Raw genomic sequence first — 16,507 nt, 5'->3', positions numbered from 1 at the left:
AGACTCGTTAAGGGTAAATATTCGGAGCGGTTTGGTTCTTTATCATTAGTAGTTTGCATACTAGAATAAAGAGCCGGCCGCTCTGTTTTGTTCCTACTACTATATTTTCAGAATAAGCTTTATTAAATACTATTGGTTTAAAGAATATAATTTATCTCGCAATAGTATATAAATAATCTGATATATTTTTCCTGTATTATAAATTAAGTATTTTGATATAGTATATTTCTGATAGGTCTGTGGTTAAGGCATTGGTAGCTAGTAGGTTATTTGTTACTGGAGCAACATAAAAATAATTTATCACAGCACCTGCTGCTGTACCTTTGTTACCTTAATTCCTGCCGATGATTACTAAATATAGCAACAGCTGGGGCAACAACTCTGGCTCCCAGCGGTATAACTCTTCTTTTAACAGCAATTTTTTTAGAACCGGAATTAATGTTGTAACTTTGAATGTTTTTTCAATTTATATATGACACGTAGACAATATTTTATAGTTATTTTAATACTGGGTGCTCTTTCAACCATTAGTCCTTTTGCAATTGATATGTACCTGCCTGGTTTTCCGGCCATTGCAGCAGATTTAAACACTACTATTTCTCAGGTTCAGTTTTCTCTTACCAGCTATCTAATTGGTATTTCGGCAGGTCAGCTGCTCTACGGCCCACTTCTCGACAGGTATGGACGTAAAATGCCTTTGTACATGGGCCTGGTTATTTACATCATCGCTTCATTGGGTTGCGCCCTTACCAACTCTGTCGAATCGTTGATCGGAATGCGTTTTTTACAAGCCATAGGAGGTTGTGCGGGTATGGTGGCAGCACAGGCGCTGGTGCGCGATATTTTTCCGGTTAATAAAACAGCGCAGGCTTTCTCGTTGCTTACACTGGTGATAGCTGTATCGCCTATGATTGCGCCTACAGTGGGAGGTTACATGACAACTGCTTTTGGCTGGCACTCGGTGTTTATTGCGCTGGCGGCCATTACTGCTCTTATTATGGCGGGAGTACACTTTTTCCTGCCGGTGGGCAAGGTGGCAGATCCCAGTATTTCGCTGCGGCCTAAACCCGTGCTCAACAACTTCCTGACAGTGCTCCGGCAGCCACAATTCCTGATTTATATGCTGGCCGGTGGTATTGCCACAGCGGCTCCTTTTGCCTACATAGCCGGCTCCGCCGATGTGTTTATGAACATTTACAATGTGAGCGAGCAGGAGTACGGGTGGATTTTCGCCACTATTGCTTTTGCCATGATTGGTTCTACACAGCTCAACCATGTGCTGCTGAAACGCTTTACCAGCCAACAGATTATTATAGTAACCTTGTATTACCAAACGGCCATTGGTCTGCTCATGGTGCTTGGCACCTGGTACGGCTGGTATGGCAAGTATAGTCTGGTAGCCATTATTTTTATATTCCTCACTGGCCAGGGATTAACAAACCCGAATGCAACAGCCTTGTCGTTGGCACCATTCTCGAAACACACAGGAAGTGCCGCTGCCCTGATGGGAAGTTTCAGAATGGCGATGGGCGGATTAGCGTCTGCTATTGTAAGTTTTCTGCACAACGGTACCACTATGCCAATGGTGAGCATTATGTTGGGGTGTGCGCTGGTGGGTCTGCTGATCTTGATGACCAGCACCCGGATCGTACGGTACCGCGCCAGCCGCCAAATGGTAGAAGAAGATACCTCTGTGGTACTATAGTTACCCTTAAGGCCAGTTAACGTAAATAGCCTCAGGAAGGGGTTTTTCATTAGAATAATTTGGTTTTGCAGAAGCTGCCTTGACATTTAATAAATTTTGCGGCAGCAAGCTACAGAGCGAACACTTTGCCTGGTGCAGCTACTGACGATTTTTTGTCTGAGCGTTCAGCGAGTTCAAAATCGTCTTGATTTTTTTGGTTCTTTTTGTATCAAGACAAAAAGAATAAGAAAGCCAGCTATGCAATAGCTTCATTCCGCTGTCACAGCAAGAAAAGCCGCTATGTGAACTTAGACTTAAAAGCTAATAACGACTGCTAAAGTGGCTATGCGAACTTTGACTAAAAGCTAATAGCGCCTGCTAACGAATCTCGCCCACGCTATAAAGTGAAACCGTTGGCATGAAAGTACGAGCTACAAGCTCGCACTAGCGAGGAATTTTAACCAGGAAGCTAATAGCGACTGCTGTTGGATCTCGCCCACAAGTTCCTTCCAAAATGACAAAAGGTGGATGATAAAGGACTATCTAATAATTCGCTACTACCGCACAAATTAGCTATAGTAATCTGGTTTTGCAGCGGTGAGGTACATTGGAGCAGCTGTTAATAGTCGTAACCATAGTAATTTTGGAATCTTGCAGGCAAGAGGCAAAAGCAAATGGGCCAGGAGGTGTAGGTGGTGAGCCTAAATAGCCACAGGCGCAATACGTGACAGATACAGCTCCTCTGCTAAAACCACTTTTGCTTACCAGCCATCAGAATCGTATTTTTAAAGCATGTATACACGAGAACAAGCATCGCAGCTGCGCCAGGCTTTCTGGACGGCCTTTGGACAATATATAGCGCCGCACCCTTCGGCCGAGGGGTTGCGCACCAATTGGGCAAATTATAAAACCGGCCTCAAGCATGTTTACTTCAGAATGCAGGCCGATAAAAAGTCGGCCTCTATTGCCATCGAGATTACCCATCCGGACCCTGAGATCCAGCTGCTTTTTTTCGAGCAGTTCCAGGAACTTCGCGCCATGCTGCACGATACAGTGGGGGAGGAGTGGGAGTGGGCCTTGCACACCACCGACGAACATAACCGCATTATCAGCAGAATTTACAAGGAGCTGCCCAGTGTAAATGTGTTCAACAAAGATGACTGGCCCGCCCTGATTTCTTTCTTTAAACCGCGCATTATTGCCCTCGACGAGTTCTGGAGCAATGCCCAGTACAGTTTCGATCCTCTGAGGTAAACAACTAAACCTGCTTTCTGTCTTCTTTCAGAATCTTACCTTTTCCGGTATTTGCTGCTCCGGCATGTGCCGTGGTGAGTAGGCGTACGAGCAGCTTCTATCCACTCCAGTCAGTTTTTTTGCAGCCTGTGTTCAGGAGTAGAGCGCTTGCCTGGTCCTGGCTTAGGAGTAAATGAAGATAATGCTTGTATGTTTAAACGTTTAAATTTAATATTAAGTCTGAATCAACTACAGAACAGGGTCGGCATGAAAAGGAAAGTATCGTTAAAGGATATTGCGCAGAAAGTAGGAGTATCTACTGCGCTGGTGTCTTATGTACTAAACGGGCAGGAACGCGAGAAACGGGTAGGAGAGGAAGTCGCCATAAAAATAAGAGCCGCCGCCAAAGAACTCAACTACCAGCCCAACCAGATTGCCAAAAGCCTGAAAAGCGGTAAAACACATACCATTGGCCTGATTGTAGCCGATATTGCCAATCCTTTTTCGGCCAACATTGCCCGCATTATAGAAGACGAAGCCAAGCAGCACAAGTACAACGTAGTATTTGGCAGCTCCGACGAAAACGCCGACAAAGCCTGGGACCTTATCAAGGTTTTGCTCAACCGCCAGATCGATGGGTTTATTATTGCCCTTACAGAACATGCCGAGGAACAGGTGCGGTACCTGCAGGAACATCATATTCCGTTTGTTCTTATAGACCGGTATTACCCTGATATAGAAGTAAGCTATGTAGCACTCGATAATTTTAAGGCCGCTTACGATGGAGTGGAACATCTTATCCAAAAGGGCTACAAAAGGATCGGGATGATAAATTATAATTCGGGACTTTACCACCTGCAGGAGAGAACCCGAGCTTACCGCCAGGCCCTTCAGGATTACAACATAAACCTGGAGGCAGATTGGTGTATAGAAGTAAACGAAGATCGCCTGAAAGAGGACATGGACCGGCACATGCAGGAGTTGCTATACGGAGAGCAGCCCGTAGAGGCACTGTTTCTGGCCTCTAATAAAATTGCTATCAACGGACTCAAGTTCATAAATGAGAAAAAGCTCCGGGTGCCGGAAGACGTAGCAATTATTGGTTTTGATCAGACCGATGCTTACGACCTGTTTTACTGCCCCGTAACGCACATCCGGCAACCAATGGCAGAAATAGGACGAAAGGCTGTGCAGGCCCTGCTTCAGCTAATAGACGGAAACCAAGCCCGTACCCAGCTCAACCTGGAGGCAACGCTGGTGGTGAAGAGCTCTTGCTAAGCTTCTACAAGGCAAAAACAGCTATTTCAATTATCAGCACCATCGTGTGCACGAGGAACCTGGCTGCCAAAAGGAGCAGGCTATATAGTTTGGTTTCGAAATGCTTTTGTGCTTAAACACTCGTTTCTGCGTAACATATGTAGTTAATTTGTACATCTTTGTCGTGTTATCTGTAGCTAACCTGTGTCTTCTATGAATTTATCTTCTGAGCAACCAGCTGTTATTTGTTTTGGCGAAGTGCTGTGGGACGTATCTCCTTCCACTGCCACACCGGGAGGCGCCCCCATGAATGTAGCCTACCACCTGCAGCAGCTCGGCATAAACGCCACTTTAGTAAGCAGAGTAGGTGCCGATGAGAAAGGCCAGCAACTGCTGCAGCACCTCCAAAACTGGGGCTTGTCTACGGCCTTTTGTCAGACAGATCAGGAACATAAAACCAGCGAAGTGCTGGTGCGCCTGGACGAGCACAAAGATGTAACCTATGATATTCTGTATCCTGTTGCCTGGGATTTTGTCTCTTTTGAGGAAGCACATGTACCCCTGGTACAACAGGCCGATGCCCTGGTGTTTGGCAGCCTGATTACCCGTCACGATGTATCGCAGCAGACCTTGCTAAGGCTCCTCGAGCTTTCTTCTTACAATGTGTTTGATGTGAACCTGCGGGAGCCGTACTACACCCCGGCAAAGCTGGCGCAACTTCTGCCGCACACTAACCTGCTTAAACTGAATGTAGAGGAGCTGGAGCTGGTAACCGGTTACTTCAATCAGAGCCTGAGTACAGAGCAGGAGCGCATAGCGCTATTGCAGAACCAGTTTAACATACACGAAATCATTCTTACCAAAGGCAGCAAAGGAGCTTCTTATTACACACCTAACGAAAACTTTCACCAAGAGGCTTTTGCGATTGAGGTGGCCGATACCATTGGCAGCGGAGATTCGTTTCTGGCTGCCTTTCTGGCAAAGAAGCTCCGGCAGCAGCCACCCGAAGCTGCGCTGGCCTTTGCCGCCACTCTCGCTGCTTTTGTAACCATGCACCACGGCGCTTGCCCGCCCTATGAGCTGCAAACATTACATGCCTTTCAGCAGCAACTGGAGCAGCAAGGCTAGGGCACAGCAGCTGGCAAGGCCAAATTGTTCTAGCTCATTTGTGCCGTGGTTGAGCATAGTTTGTTGCTCAACCACCATCTTACTTTTGGGATCTTAAAATGATCTTGTGGGGAGAGGCATCAGCAGCGGTTTTTAGTCGAAGTTCGCATAGCTGCTTCTATTGCTTTAATAAAATGAAGCTGTTGCATTGCCTGCTTTCCTGTTCTTTTTGTCTTGATACAAAAAGAACCAAAAAAATCAAGACAATTTTAAACTCGCTGAACGCTCAAACAAAAAATTGTCAATCTGTGCACCTGGCAGAAGTAATCGCCCTATAGCTTGCTGTCGTAATACCTTGTTAATAATTAGCTTTCAGCAAATTAATCTAATGAAAATTTCCTTCCAGAGGCTTTTTAGTGCCTAATGCTTCTTTACGAACTACTATTGTGCTAGTGCTCCTCTCTGTTTATTGCTGGAGCGTTCTTTTGACTGCTAAAGAGTATCAAAACCGGCCGAAATCTTGGTAAAGTAGTTAGGAGCGAAAAGGCGCATTCTATATAATTTCTTATTTTATATCTGGTGAAGAAAGGGTTTATTATTTTAGCTTCTGTTATGTTTTTTCTAAATAATTTAATAGCTTGATCCTGTCCCGGCATTTGGTTAGAAATATATTTTGCCTTGTGAGGTGGGGCTAAGGCATGGTGAAGTGATCAACAGGAAATGAGAAGAGTTATAAGCTTGCTGGCTATCTGCCTGTTCTGGCAACTGGCGGTTCAGGCACAAACAAGAAATGAGAAACGTGTGGCCGCTGCCGTAGAAATTTTCCGGACTGTGCTGGTGAATCCAGATAAGGTGGTGCTGGAAAATGTGCTGTCGGAGGAGTTGAGCTTTGGGCATTCGAGCGGAAATGTAGAAGGAAAAACTACTGTTATCGAAAAACTGGTTAGCGGCAACACCAATTGGGATATGGTGCAACTAACAGATCAAAGCATACAGGTCTCTGGTAAAACGGCCATTGTGCGCCACAGGTTTATTGGCGAGCTCCGGAGTGCCGAAACCGTAGAAAAAATTAATATGCATGTGCTGCTGGTATGGCAAAAGCACCGCGGCAAGTGGCAATTGCTGGCAAGGCAGGCCGTTAAACTTAACCCCTAAGGCTGTAGCAACAGTAAGTGGCGCGTTTTTAACCTTATAACCTGCTTTTATCAATGCTGCTGACAGAGGCAGTGGCTGACAAATGTTATCTGCCATATAGCAGCTGCATCAGTAGCCACAGTACCTGCACCAAGCGTTTCAACTCCTGCACGCAAGGGCAGTTAAATTCTTTAACTTATTTTGGCGTAGCAGCAGGGCCCTGACACCCAATATTGCCATTGCTATTTACAAATCACTGAAACACTCCCCTCTACTGATTAGGTCAGTTACTCCCTGTTAGGCTGCTGGTGGCAGTTCGGCATGTTGCATAAAATTTGTAGCACCTACAGACGTTCTATTGCCCCAAATATTTTTTTGCAGCAAGGCAACCATTCCGAAAATGGGGGCGTGATGGACATATTAATTCAGACCGAGTGACGGATACAGAAAGCAAAGAGGTTGAGGAGCTTCTTCGTGGATGTGTACAGCAAAACCGCGACGCTCAAAGAAAGCTTTATAAGCTTTTCTTCGGCTATGCCATGAGCATCTGTCTGCGCTACTCCAAAAATGCAGAAGAGGCAAAAGAGGTGCTCAACGATGGGTTTCTGAAAGTTTTTACGCGGCTGGACAAGTATAAACCGGAGAAGCCTTTTAAGGGCTGGGTGAGGCGGATTATGATTAACACGGCCCTCGACAACTACCGCCACAACCTGAAGCACTACCACCTCGCAGACCTGGAAACCGCTGAACCGGCCGCAGATACTTTTGATGTATTGCAGCAGCTACATTATGAGTACCTGATAAGCCTGGTGCAGCAGCTCTCACCTGCCTACAGGGCTGTGTTTAACCTGTTTGTGATAGATGGCTACACACACGAGGAAATAGGCACTCTGCTGGGTATTTCAGTGGGGGCATCTAAGTCAAATCTATCTAAGGCGCGGGCAAATTTACGGGAAGCATTAAAGAAAAACAGGATACATGAGGATAAACAATATATCTGACGAAGAGCTGGATAACCTGTTCAGGAAATCAGCAGAAGGCTTCGATCCTCCTTATGATCCGGAAGCCTGGCGGGCTATGGAGCAAAAGCTGGATACAGGCAAAGGCCATGCTGCGGGCTTCTGGCGTGTGCTTCCGCTTTTGTTGCTTCTCCTCCTAATCGGCACAGTGCCTTTATACGATGTAAGGCAGGGACAGCAGCCAGTTTCAGTTGCCTTACCAGATCCAGAAAATACACCACACCTGCAGCCACGCTTGCCTGCACCCGCTGCGGTTACCGGAGAAACAAAGCTGCCTGGGGATAACTCCTCCTACAGAGGCCTGCAGGCTTCTGTTGCCCAGGCAGCCCATCCGGGAGCACCAGCACCAGGTAGCCAGGAGCAGCCTGAAAGCAGAAACACCTTCGGCATACGAAAAAAGAAAGCAGCTGCCTCTGTCGCCATACCGCATAACGTAGTGCCGACTACTGCCACAGCAAGCTCTTTTCCTGGGGCTGATAAGGTAAATTGGGGAACTGCAGACCTTCCTGGTTTACCGCCTCATGCAGCTCCTGCCGACACAAGCGGTGGGGTGCCCGTCCCGGTGCTGGCAGATATGGAAAAGCCGGCTGCACCTGAGGCTAAAGATACTGTGCCGCAACCTGGTAAAGACGAGAAAAAAGCCTCTTTTAAGCAGACCTCAGCTGCTGAAAAGCAACCTTACCTGCTGCAGAAAATACACTTGATGCTGGCAGTGGCCCCCGACCTGACCATGGTAAAGTTTAAAGACCCAAGCGTGTTTAGTTCGAACGCAGGCTTGCTGGTAGCACTGCCGCTTTCACGCAGGCTCAGCCTGGTTTCGGGGGTGCTGTGGGCGAAAAAGCGGTACAGTGCTCAACCTCAGGATTACTCCCCGTCGCCGGATTATTGGGACGGGAAGTACCTACCCGACAAGATAGACGCGACCTGCAAGGTGCTTGATATTCCCTTAAATATGCGGGTACTGCTACTGGAGCGGGGCAAAAATCAGCTGGCGGTACAGGCAGGGCTTTCCAGTTACATTATGCTGCAGGAGGAGTACCTCTATAACTATGAACGCTACGTAAGTTACCCCTATACCAAAACCTGGGTAGTAGAAAATGAAAACCGACATTGGTTTGCTGTTCAAAACTTGTCGGTTGCTTACACGCGCAGGCTTTCTTCTGCCTTTGCCGTAGGAGCAGAGCCATTTGTTAAAATACCGTTTAGCAGCATAGGGGCGGGCCATGTGAAATTAACCAGTGCCGGTGTGCTCCTTACAGCCGGTTATACCTTCGATCTTAAAAAATAGACACCCGGTGCTTATGTTCAGATAACATAGGTCGCATACAGCATTTACTACTTATATTAACTTATTTAACAAAAATTGATATGAAAAATGTAAACATCCTGAGCAGGCTGTTCCTACCGCTTTTGTGCCTGTTGGTCTTTTCGTTGAGCAGCTGCAGCGACGATGACGACGACATGGACAACCTGGTCTCTTTCCAGAACATCAGTCTGACCGGGGCCAAAGAAGTACCTGCCAACACCTCACAGGCTACTGGTACATTTAACGGCACCTTCGACAAAACCACCAGAATCATTACCTACACCATTACCTTCACCGGCTTAAATCCGACAGCCATGCACTTTCATAAAGGGGACCCAACAGAATCAGGACCGGTAACGATCGGGATAGGGTCTGCCCCATACACCAGCCCGGTAACTGGTCAGACGCCAGCTTTAACTCAGGAGCAGGCAGCTGAACTGTTATCTGGAAGGTGGTATGTAAACGTGCATAGTGCTCAGTTCCCGGCAGGGGAAATCAGAGGGCAGCTAAGGTAATTTCTACTACAGAGAAGCCAGCCAAGCCTGCCAATCTTTGATAAAACCTGGATTGGCAGCTTTAGCTGCAACACTTTATCTGACGCTAGAAAATAGAAAACCTGCTACTGACGAGGCTAAGAGTAACCTTTTTTCAGCTGCTTTTTGAGAGGCGTGAGCAGGTAGTCCAATCCGTTGGTTTTGATTTCGTAGATGGTAGCCAGTTGCATTCCCAGTTTACCGGGCGGAAAGCCTTCGCGGCTAAACCATTCGAGGTAAAAAACAGGGAGGTCGCAGAGGGTGGTGCCTTTGTATTTCCCGAAAGGCATCTTCATTTTTATAAGGTCCAGTAGAATGTCGGAATTTGGCTGCGCCGGATCTGTCATGGGAGCAAAGGTTAGGTAGAAATTATTCGAATGAAAACGGCCTTCCGGAGGTGTTTTTGGCCGATTTAAGCCTTTATCATTTCAATATGGTCGATGCCGTCTTCATCATATACGTCGCTGGACTGCACAAAACCAAACGATTCGTAAAACTTCCGCGCATACAGCTGTGCTCCAATTTTTATCGGGCCATGGCCGAAGAGCTGGTAACAGGCTTCAATAGCTTCCCGCACCAATTCCTTTCCTAAGCCGGTGCCTCTTGCCGCCGGGCTGGTAACAATTCGCCCAATCGACATTTCGGTGTAGTATAACCCGGCCGGTAGGAGTCGGGCAGTAGCAGCCAGCATGTTATTTTGGTATAGCAGCAGGTGGTGGCACTGTTGGTCTTTATTATCTAAATCCAGGAATACGCAATTTTGCTCTACTACAAAAACTTCGCTACGGAGCCGGAGCAGGTCGTACAGTTCGTCCGGTGTAAGGTCTTGAAATGGTTTGCAGATGCTACGTGGGCCGGTTTCGCTGCTCATATGGTGTAGGGGTGCTGTTTCGAAAGCAGCAAAGATACGCAAGGCGGTTAACTTCTACAGCAGGCTTGGCAGAGAAAGTAGAACAGGCTTACAAATAGCTTTTACTGCTGATAATGGTTAAATAATTTAAATAAAAGTTTATATATTTATATGAAAGGGCGGACTTCAGCTTCCAATTTGGCAATGCCTCCTGTTACAATCAAATTTTGTAGACTACCTAAATCAAAACAAATGTGCATGAAAAGAAGCGGTCTTAAAAACTGTTGGCCTCACACCCACAGTTCATAAAATGGATAGCAGGAAAAAAAACGTGTTGGCAAAGCACTTTTGGTCTACAGCCTTATGTTGTATACTGCTGCTGGCGACAGAAGGACTCTTTGCGCAAAGATCTTTTTACACGCCCAAATCACTTATCATGCCGCTGCACGATCGGCAGAACCAGTTGCATGTATCGGTTGGCAGAGCTGGTGGGTACGACCTGCATCTTTCCTATGCTTTTACAAACAAGTTTGCTGTGTTCGGAACAGCCACTTTGGACCACGGTATCAAAAAAAGAAGAGGCATGCTTAACAATCGGTCCAACATTGACCGGAATGACTATGTGCTAAGAGGAGGTCTGGGTTATTTTAGAAAAAAGGAAGGGCGAATGTTTTCTATTTTGGAGGTGTACGCAGGCGCTGGTGTCACTGAAATAGATAATTATTGGTACTCCCTTTCAAGTAAACTTAGCAACGAAGAAGTTACAAAGGCCAAATACTGGAGTTATTTCGGGCAGATCAACATCGGCGATAAGCTGGAAAGAGTGGAATATGGCTTTGGCCTGAGGCTGGTCTACTCCAACTACAGTTACTTTCGGTTTTACAATCGCCACCGCTCTAACGACCTTGAGCAAAGCCAGTACATTGGCCTGCGTGGCCTTACCGTAGAACCTGGCATGAATATAACCTTTAACCTGCCGAAGCGGCTTCAGGTAACCTGCCAGTATGGCCTAGCCCTCCCGTTTGGCATCAGGAATGTGAACCAAAAAAATACAACTGCCTACTTCGATGGTTCTTCTGTTACGGTTCAGGAACAGGTTGAGCGTACAAATGTGCCACTTACTGCCCTTATGGGCAGGCTAGGTTTGCAGTACAACCTGAATCTGGGTGGTGAGCAAAAAACGGCCCATTAGCATGTACTATAGCAGGTGAAGCTTTACAGGGCGGCACAAGTTGAGCCGCCCTGTAAAACTCAATCTCGTTTCACCAGTTTATTAAAGTTGCCGCTTGGGTCGTGGAGCAGCGCCAGCTTGCTGTTCTCAAATTCTTCAAAGAACTCATCCCAGCTTATTTCCTCAAAGCTGTCGTTGCTATCGCTCTTTTCAGGGAAGTGAATGCGCAGCACTCCTTCGCCGCTGCCATCGCTTTCGGTGCCTTTGATTACGCAAGGAACTCCGCCATGCTTTTCGGCCCATTCTTTAATCTCTTTCTTGTCTGTTGTTTTCTTAGATTCGCTCATAGTTTTATAGTTTGTATGTTGATTTTACATAGTACGCGCAGTAGAAGGTACAGGATCAGGTAAATAAGGTCCTCCTCTGGACCCGTGGCTCAGTACTTAGATAGTGCTAAATTTCTCCTTACTCTATTTCAATTATCAGTCCTTCATTGCCTTTTAGTTTGATCTCATTTTCCACCGTTTCGGTTTCATGGTCCGGAAGCAGGCTAAGCATCACCTTGCCTTTAAATTTAAAACGATCTGGCTTAAAGTAGCAGGTTTTGTCGGTCAGGTTAAGTACAACAAGAAAGTTTTTTTCTTCTGTTTTCCGCAGGTAAGCAATCAATTGGTTATCTGAGAAAACAGGCCGGTAAAGACCTTTGTACAAGGCTGGCTCCTGCCGCCGAAGCGCAATCAGCTTTTTGTAGAGCGACAGCATAGAATCCGGGTTTTGCAGCTGGGCTTCTACGTTGAGTTTCTCTGTTTTTTCGACCATGCGGAGCCAGGGTTTGCCGGTGCTGAAGCCTGCATTTTCGCTGTTGTTCCAGGGCATGGGTGAGCGGTAGGGGTCACGGCTGAGGTCTTTGTCTGGCATAAGTTTGCCCTGTGGGTCCTGCACCTCGTCTTTGGGGATTTTTACGTCTTGCAAACCTATTTCGTCGCCGTAGTAGAGGGTAGGGGTGCCGCGGAGCGTTAGCAGAAGCATAGCCGCCACCCGCGCCTGTGCCTCGCCCAGTTTGCTAGCCATCCGGGATTGGTCGTGGTTACCCATTACCCAGTTAGGCCAGCCAGCGTTTGGCAGGGCTCCTTCGTATTGATCTATAGCGATGGCTATTTTTTTAGGCTCCCAGGGCAGGGTGAGTAGCTGAAAGTTAAAGGGCAGCTGTGCTCCCTGGTTATCGGGGCCGTAGTAGCTTACGAGCTGGTGTATGGGCAGGTATATTTCCCCGATGAGCACACGGTCGGGGTAACTATCGGTGAGGTTACGCATTTTTTCAATAATGTCGTGCACCTCGGGCTGGTCGGTAGAATACACAGGCTGCAGCTGGTTGTAGGTAGGTTGCTCTTCTTTGTAATCAGGGTTGTCGGGGTTATCGCGGAAATATTCGTCTTTGATCAGGTGCCACATCACATCTACCCGGAAACCATCTACACCCTTTTCGAGCCAGAAACGCATTTCTTCCAGCACCGCCTTTTGCACTTCGGGGTTACGCCAGTTCAGGTCAGGCTGCTCCGGCAGAAAGGCGTGGTAATAGAACTGCTCCGTTTGCTCGTCCCACTCCCAGCCGCTGCCGCCGAACATGGCCAGCCAGTTGTTGGGCGGATTGCCCGCTGCATCGGCATCTGCCCAGATGTACCAATCGCGCTTGGGGTTGTTGCGTGAGGAGCGGGCCTCTTTAAACCACGCATGCTGGTCGGAGGTATGGTTAGGCACCTGGTCCACGATCAACTTCATACCCCGCTGGTGCGTTTGGCGCAACAGTTCCTCAAAATCGCGCATGGTTCCGAACATTTTGTCTACGCTCTTAAAATCAGAAATGTCGTAGCCAAAGTCTTTCATCGGCGATTCGTAAAACGGCGTTACCCAGATGCAGTCTATGCCCAGATCTTTCAAGTAGTCGAGTTTGGCGGTTATGCCTTTCAGATCTCCGATGCCATCGCCATTGGTGTCGTTAAAGGAACGAATATATACTTCGTAAATGATGCCTTTCTGCCACCAAAGGTCACCTGATGCTCTTTCTGACTTGGGTGTTTTTGCCTGCATGCTGCTGAGTTTAGGTTAGAATGCTGACTAGAGCTAACGGTGCGGCAGCCCTTTAGGTTAAAAGGTGGCTAGCGTAATTCTGCTAATGAAAATGGGCTTCCGGAGGCTTGTTTGGATAGAACAAGCCAAGGGCCGGCCAGATGTTGGCCTCCCTTGTTTCAGACATCTATAGCCTCTGGCCATTGCACTATTCCTGTTCCTGCCGTAGTAAACCGGTTTGGTTGTTTTGCTTACGAGCGGCCTCTTTGCTGCCAGGGGTACCGCCGCTTTTGTAAGTAAATTCCATGATGCAGCCGGAACAGGCATTTTCGTCTGGTGGAGCTTCTTCTGAGGGGCCTGAGGTTACGGTAACGCTATCTGTAGAGAGGTAGAGGCGGGTGCCATCCGGCGAAATGGCGATGTCGCGGTAGCGGATGGGAGCCTTAAAGTAGCTGAGGGTATCGCCGGTAATGCCATTACCTTTGGCATTGAGTTGCAGGCGGAACAGCTTGCCATTTTTTAGCGATGGTATAAGAAGCGAGTTTTGCCAGCCAGGTATGGCAGCCGCCGTGTACACGCTCAGGCTGCTGGGCGCTTCAGAAGGCCAGTCTGGTTTGTCGGTGTCGGCTTTTATCTTGCTCATCACAGATTTTAGAAATTTATTAGGGTGTGGGTACAGGCTTTTAATCGGGTCCTGGTAAGCAGCTCCAAGGGCTTTTGCGTTGGCTGCCTCAGAACGAATGGTAGGGTAGGTGGTTTGCCAGGTACCGGGCAAAAAGCTATAGGGTGTGGTACCGGCTGCCAGTCCATCGTAATTACCGTCGTTGTAGCCGATAATGAGCGGGTGCCCGTAATTTTTTCCTTTGTAAATAATATTGAGCTCGTCGTCGGAGAAGGGGCCGTGCTCGGAGGAGTAGAGATAGCCGGTACCGTTTACTTCGGCATAAGCAAGTCCCTGGGCATTGCGGTGGCCGGTGCTCCAGACGGCATTTTGTTTTCTTTCAGAAGTGAAAGGGTTGTCGTTTGGAATCCATTTGCCGAACTGGCCTTTGTCAGCGTCTGGTTCCAGGTTAAAGCGCAGCACCTTTCCTTCATAGCTGCTGCTGTTCTGTGCTTTGTTCGGCCTGCCGCCGTTGGCGTACTGGCCGGCTCCCATATCACCTACCGTCAGGAAAAGGTAGTTTTGGCCAGCTACGGGGGCAACGGTCAGGCGGCCGGAGTTGTGGTCGTTGCTGGCAGGAATAGTGTCGCAGAGGACTTCGGGGTTTGTCAGTTTCTGATCTTTTACATCGTAGGCATAGCGCACAAGGCGGGTAGTATAGTAGCAGCCACCTTCTTTGGCCTCACAGCCATCTCCCTCCTTATCAGCTCCTTTAAACTCGTAGATGTAAGCCAGGTATACATAGGGTTTGCCCTGTAGCAGCTCAGGGTGTAGCGCCAGGCCCATTAATCCGCCTTGTGGCCAGCGCTTACCACCGCTCTGCTCTTCGTCCTGTTGGTCGTACCTCGGAAATTGCCTATCCTGGCTCAGGTCCAGTAAAACGGTTCTTTTGCCACTTTCCGGATCTATGCGACTTATTTTATACCCTTTCGCCTCCGTAACCCATAAGTGATTATCGGGGCCGTAGGTAATCTCCCAAGGGTCGCTTAGTTTTTGTGCAATTACTCTTCTGGTAAATTCTTCGCCTTTGGGGCCTTTTATTGTTTGGGCAGTAGCCGGAATGAGCGTTATATATAGTAAAGCAATAGTAAATTTAAATAGCCTCAGCATGTGAATATCTTTTTATAATTCAAAATTCGGGTACTTTTCTATAGAACCTTTAATCCAGAATAAGGTTGCCACTGAGGTTAATTACAGACATTAAATCAGTTTTTCTACATCATGTATGCGGTAACTACTAAGGACTCAGGGGAGGCTATATTGCTTTAAAAGTTGCTACTCTATTGCCCTGTTTTGGCAGCTAGCCAGCTTGTTAGTGAGGTTTATTAGTGTGTGGGGCTGCTGCTGGGGTCTAACTTCTGCTGTTTACGCTCGTTAATTATGCCAGTCGCTGGCTAGATCTGGCGTTACAACCCTGGACTGGAGACAGTAATAGGCTATATAAATGAGGTTCCTTTAAATGCAGGAGAAGTCTGCTAAACAAGTTCCTCAGCAAGTTGTTGGCTCTTCTTGTAGAAGTATTGTTAAAGAAATCACGTGAATAACATTGTAAATCATACCTGGCGCATATTAAAAGATGCCAATAAGAATTTTCAGCATGGGGAGCCCATTGTGTACAGTGCTGCCATTGCTTTTTTTACCATTTTTTCGTTGCCCGCAATTTTGATTGTGCTCACGCTGGCAGGCTCTGCTTTTCTCTCAGAGCAAACAGTAAGAGAAGAAATAGTGGTGCATCTGCAGAAACTGATTAACCCGGAAGCTGGCGATCAGATAAACGACCTGCTCGAAAACGTGCTGGATTTTCCGGCCGGGTTCTGGGGAATTTTTGTTGCCGTTGTTGTGGTGATCAAAAGTGCTACTATTATTTTCTTCATCATTCAGAAGGCTCTAAATGCTGTGTGGCAGGTGCGGGTAAAGCCTAATGTAAAGTATCTGCGGTTTTTGAAGCACCGCCTCATAACTCTGGCGATGGTGGCTGGCCTTGGACTGTTGCTGCTGCTGAGCATTTTGCTGAACACTGTAATTGCTGTTTTTAGCGAAGGTTTGCAAAATGTGCTTGGAGAGAATTTTACACCGGCAGTCAGGGCTATTAACTGGGCTTTTTACCTGGCAGTGGTGTTTGGATTTTTTACGGCCATTCATAAAGTATTGCCCGATGCACGCATCTCCTGGAAAGATGCGTTTGCCGGTGGAGCTATTACGTCTATCCTGTTTCTAATTGGGAAACAGATCATCAATATTATTTTAGGTAGTATTAAAATTGTGGGCATTTATGCTGCGGCCGGGTCGCTGGTGGTGGTGCTGTTGTGGGTCTTTTACTCCTCGGTTATACTAATACTGGGAGCAGAAGTAACCAAGGCCTACGCCAATAACAGGGGCCGGGAGGTAGAACCCACCGGCATAGCAGATAAATACGAAAGCGAAAAAATTGCGTCGGGGCAGGGGAACTGATTGGCTTTTGCGTCTTCGATATTATTGTCTCCTG

At 47.4% G+C, this 16,507-nt stretch carries 15 protein-coding genes; 10 read left to right on the top strand and 5 right to left on the bottom strand.

Translation table 11 applies throughout. The features are described 5' to 3' along the window. The first annotated feature begins 472 nt into the window (after positions 1-472). The 8 genes from ACMA1I_RS06245 to ACMA1I_RS06210 all read left to right on the top strand — a co-directional run bounded on the left by ACMA1I_RS06245 (position 473) and on the right by ACMA1I_RS06210 (position 9,255). Positions 473-1,705, top strand: a complete 1,233-nt coding sequence (locus tag ACMA1I_RS06245) for a multidrug effflux MFS transporter (RefSeq protein WP_337067438.1) — start codon at positions 473-475, stop codon at positions 1,703-1,705. Between the two features lie 771 nt (positions 1,706-2,476). After that, entirely contained in the window at positions 2,477-2,938 is a 462-nt protein-coding gene (locus ACMA1I_RS06240) for a DUF4268 domain-containing protein (RefSeq protein ID WP_337067437.1), read from the top strand. A 246-nt stretch (positions 2,939-3,184) separates the two neighbouring features. After that, a complete protein-coding gene (locus tag ACMA1I_RS06235) occupies positions 3,185-4,195 on the top strand; it encodes a LacI family DNA-binding transcriptional regulator (protein ID WP_337067436.1) in 1,011 nt (336 codons plus the stop codon). A 192-nt stretch (positions 4,196-4,387) separates the two neighbouring features. Continuing rightward, positions 4,388-5,302 (top strand): carbohydrate kinase, encoded by a 915-nt coding sequence (locus tag ACMA1I_RS06230; RefSeq protein ID WP_337067435.1) that lies wholly within the window; start codon positions 4,388-4,390, stop codon positions 5,300-5,302. A 699-nt stretch (positions 5,303-6,001) separates the two neighbouring features. After that, positions 6,002-6,436: a nuclear transport factor 2 family protein gene (locus tag ACMA1I_RS06225; RefSeq protein WP_337067434.1), complete on the top strand. Its 435-nt coding sequence runs from the start codon at positions 6,002-6,004 to the stop codon at positions 6,434-6,436. Between the two features lie 413 nt (positions 6,437-6,849). Further along, the gene (locus ACMA1I_RS06220; RefSeq protein ID WP_337067433.1) at positions 6,850-7,416 is read left to right on the top strand and encodes a sigma-70 family RNA polymerase sigma factor; all 567 of its coding nucleotides are present in this window, start codon (positions 6,850-6,852) and stop codon (positions 7,414-7,416) included. Then, positions 7,394-8,722 (top strand): hypothetical protein, encoded by a 1,329-nt coding sequence (locus ACMA1I_RS06215; protein WP_337067432.1) that lies wholly within the window; start codon positions 7,394-7,396, stop codon positions 8,720-8,722. The genes ACMA1I_RS06220 and ACMA1I_RS06215 overlap by 23 nt, the downstream gene beginning before the upstream one ends. A gap of 80 nt (positions 8,723-8,802) precedes the next feature. After that, positions 8,803-9,255 carry a CHRD domain-containing protein gene (locus ACMA1I_RS06210; protein WP_337067431.1) on the top strand — a complete coding sequence of 151 codons (453 nt, stop codon included), beginning with the start codon at positions 8,803-8,805 and terminating at the stop codon, positions 9,253-9,255. A 116-nt stretch (positions 9,256-9,371) separates the two neighbouring features. On the opposite strand, the gene ACMA1I_RS06205 is transcribed toward ACMA1I_RS06210, so the two are convergent. Together ACMA1I_RS06205 and ACMA1I_RS06200 are read right to left on the bottom strand one after the other, a co-directional pair. Beyond that, positions 9,372-9,620 (bottom strand): DUF3820 family protein, encoded by a 249-nt coding sequence (locus ACMA1I_RS06205; RefSeq protein WP_337067430.1) that lies wholly within the window; start codon positions 9,618-9,620, stop codon positions 9,372-9,374. Between the two features lie 65 nt (positions 9,621-9,685). After that, positions 9,686-10,144: a GNAT family N-acetyltransferase gene (locus ACMA1I_RS06200; RefSeq protein WP_337067429.1), complete on the bottom strand. Its 459-nt coding sequence runs from the start codon at positions 10,142-10,144 to the stop codon at positions 9,686-9,688. Positions 10,145-10,433: 289 nt separating this feature from the next. On the opposite strand from ACMA1I_RS06200, the gene ACMA1I_RS06195 reads away from it, so the two are divergent. Further along, positions 10,434-11,315: a hypothetical protein gene (locus tag ACMA1I_RS06195; RefSeq protein ID WP_337067428.1), complete on the top strand. Its 882-nt coding sequence runs from the start codon at positions 10,434-10,436 to the stop codon at positions 11,313-11,315. Between the two features lie 59 nt (positions 11,316-11,374). On the opposite strand, the gene ACMA1I_RS06190 is transcribed toward ACMA1I_RS06195, so the two are convergent. The 3 genes from ACMA1I_RS06190 to ACMA1I_RS06180 all read right to left on the bottom strand — a co-directional run bounded on the left by ACMA1I_RS06190 (position 11,375) and on the right by ACMA1I_RS06180 (position 15,132). Further along, positions 11,375-11,641: a hypothetical protein gene (locus ACMA1I_RS06190; protein ID WP_337067427.1), complete on the bottom strand. Its 267-nt coding sequence runs from the start codon at positions 11,639-11,641 to the stop codon at positions 11,375-11,377. 118 nt (positions 11,642-11,759) lie between these two features. After that, positions 11,760-13,382: an alpha-amylase family glycosyl hydrolase gene (locus tag ACMA1I_RS06185; RefSeq protein ID WP_337067426.1), complete on the bottom strand. Its 1,623-nt coding sequence runs from the start codon at positions 13,380-13,382 to the stop codon at positions 11,760-11,762. A 187-nt stretch (positions 13,383-13,569) separates the two neighbouring features. Then, a complete protein-coding gene (locus tag ACMA1I_RS06180) occupies positions 13,570-15,132 on the bottom strand; it encodes a PQQ-dependent sugar dehydrogenase (RefSeq protein ID WP_337067425.1) in 1,563 nt (520 codons plus the stop codon). A 426-nt stretch (positions 15,133-15,558) separates the two neighbouring features. Between ACMA1I_RS06180 and ACMA1I_RS06175 the strand changes: the two genes are divergently transcribed. Further along, positions 15,559-16,473: a YihY/virulence factor BrkB family protein gene (locus ACMA1I_RS06175; RefSeq protein ID WP_337067424.1), complete on the top strand. Its 915-nt coding sequence runs from the start codon at positions 15,559-15,561 to the stop codon at positions 16,471-16,473. Positions 16,474-16,507 lie beyond the last annotated feature (34 nt).

This window comes from Pontibacter sp. 13R65 (assembly GCF_047525655.1).
In the GTDB taxonomy this organism is placed as follows: domain Bacteria; phylum Bacteroidota; class Bacteroidia; order Cytophagales; family Hymenobacteraceae; genus Pontibacter.
This window is presented reverse-complemented; position numbering and strand designations above follow the sequence as displayed.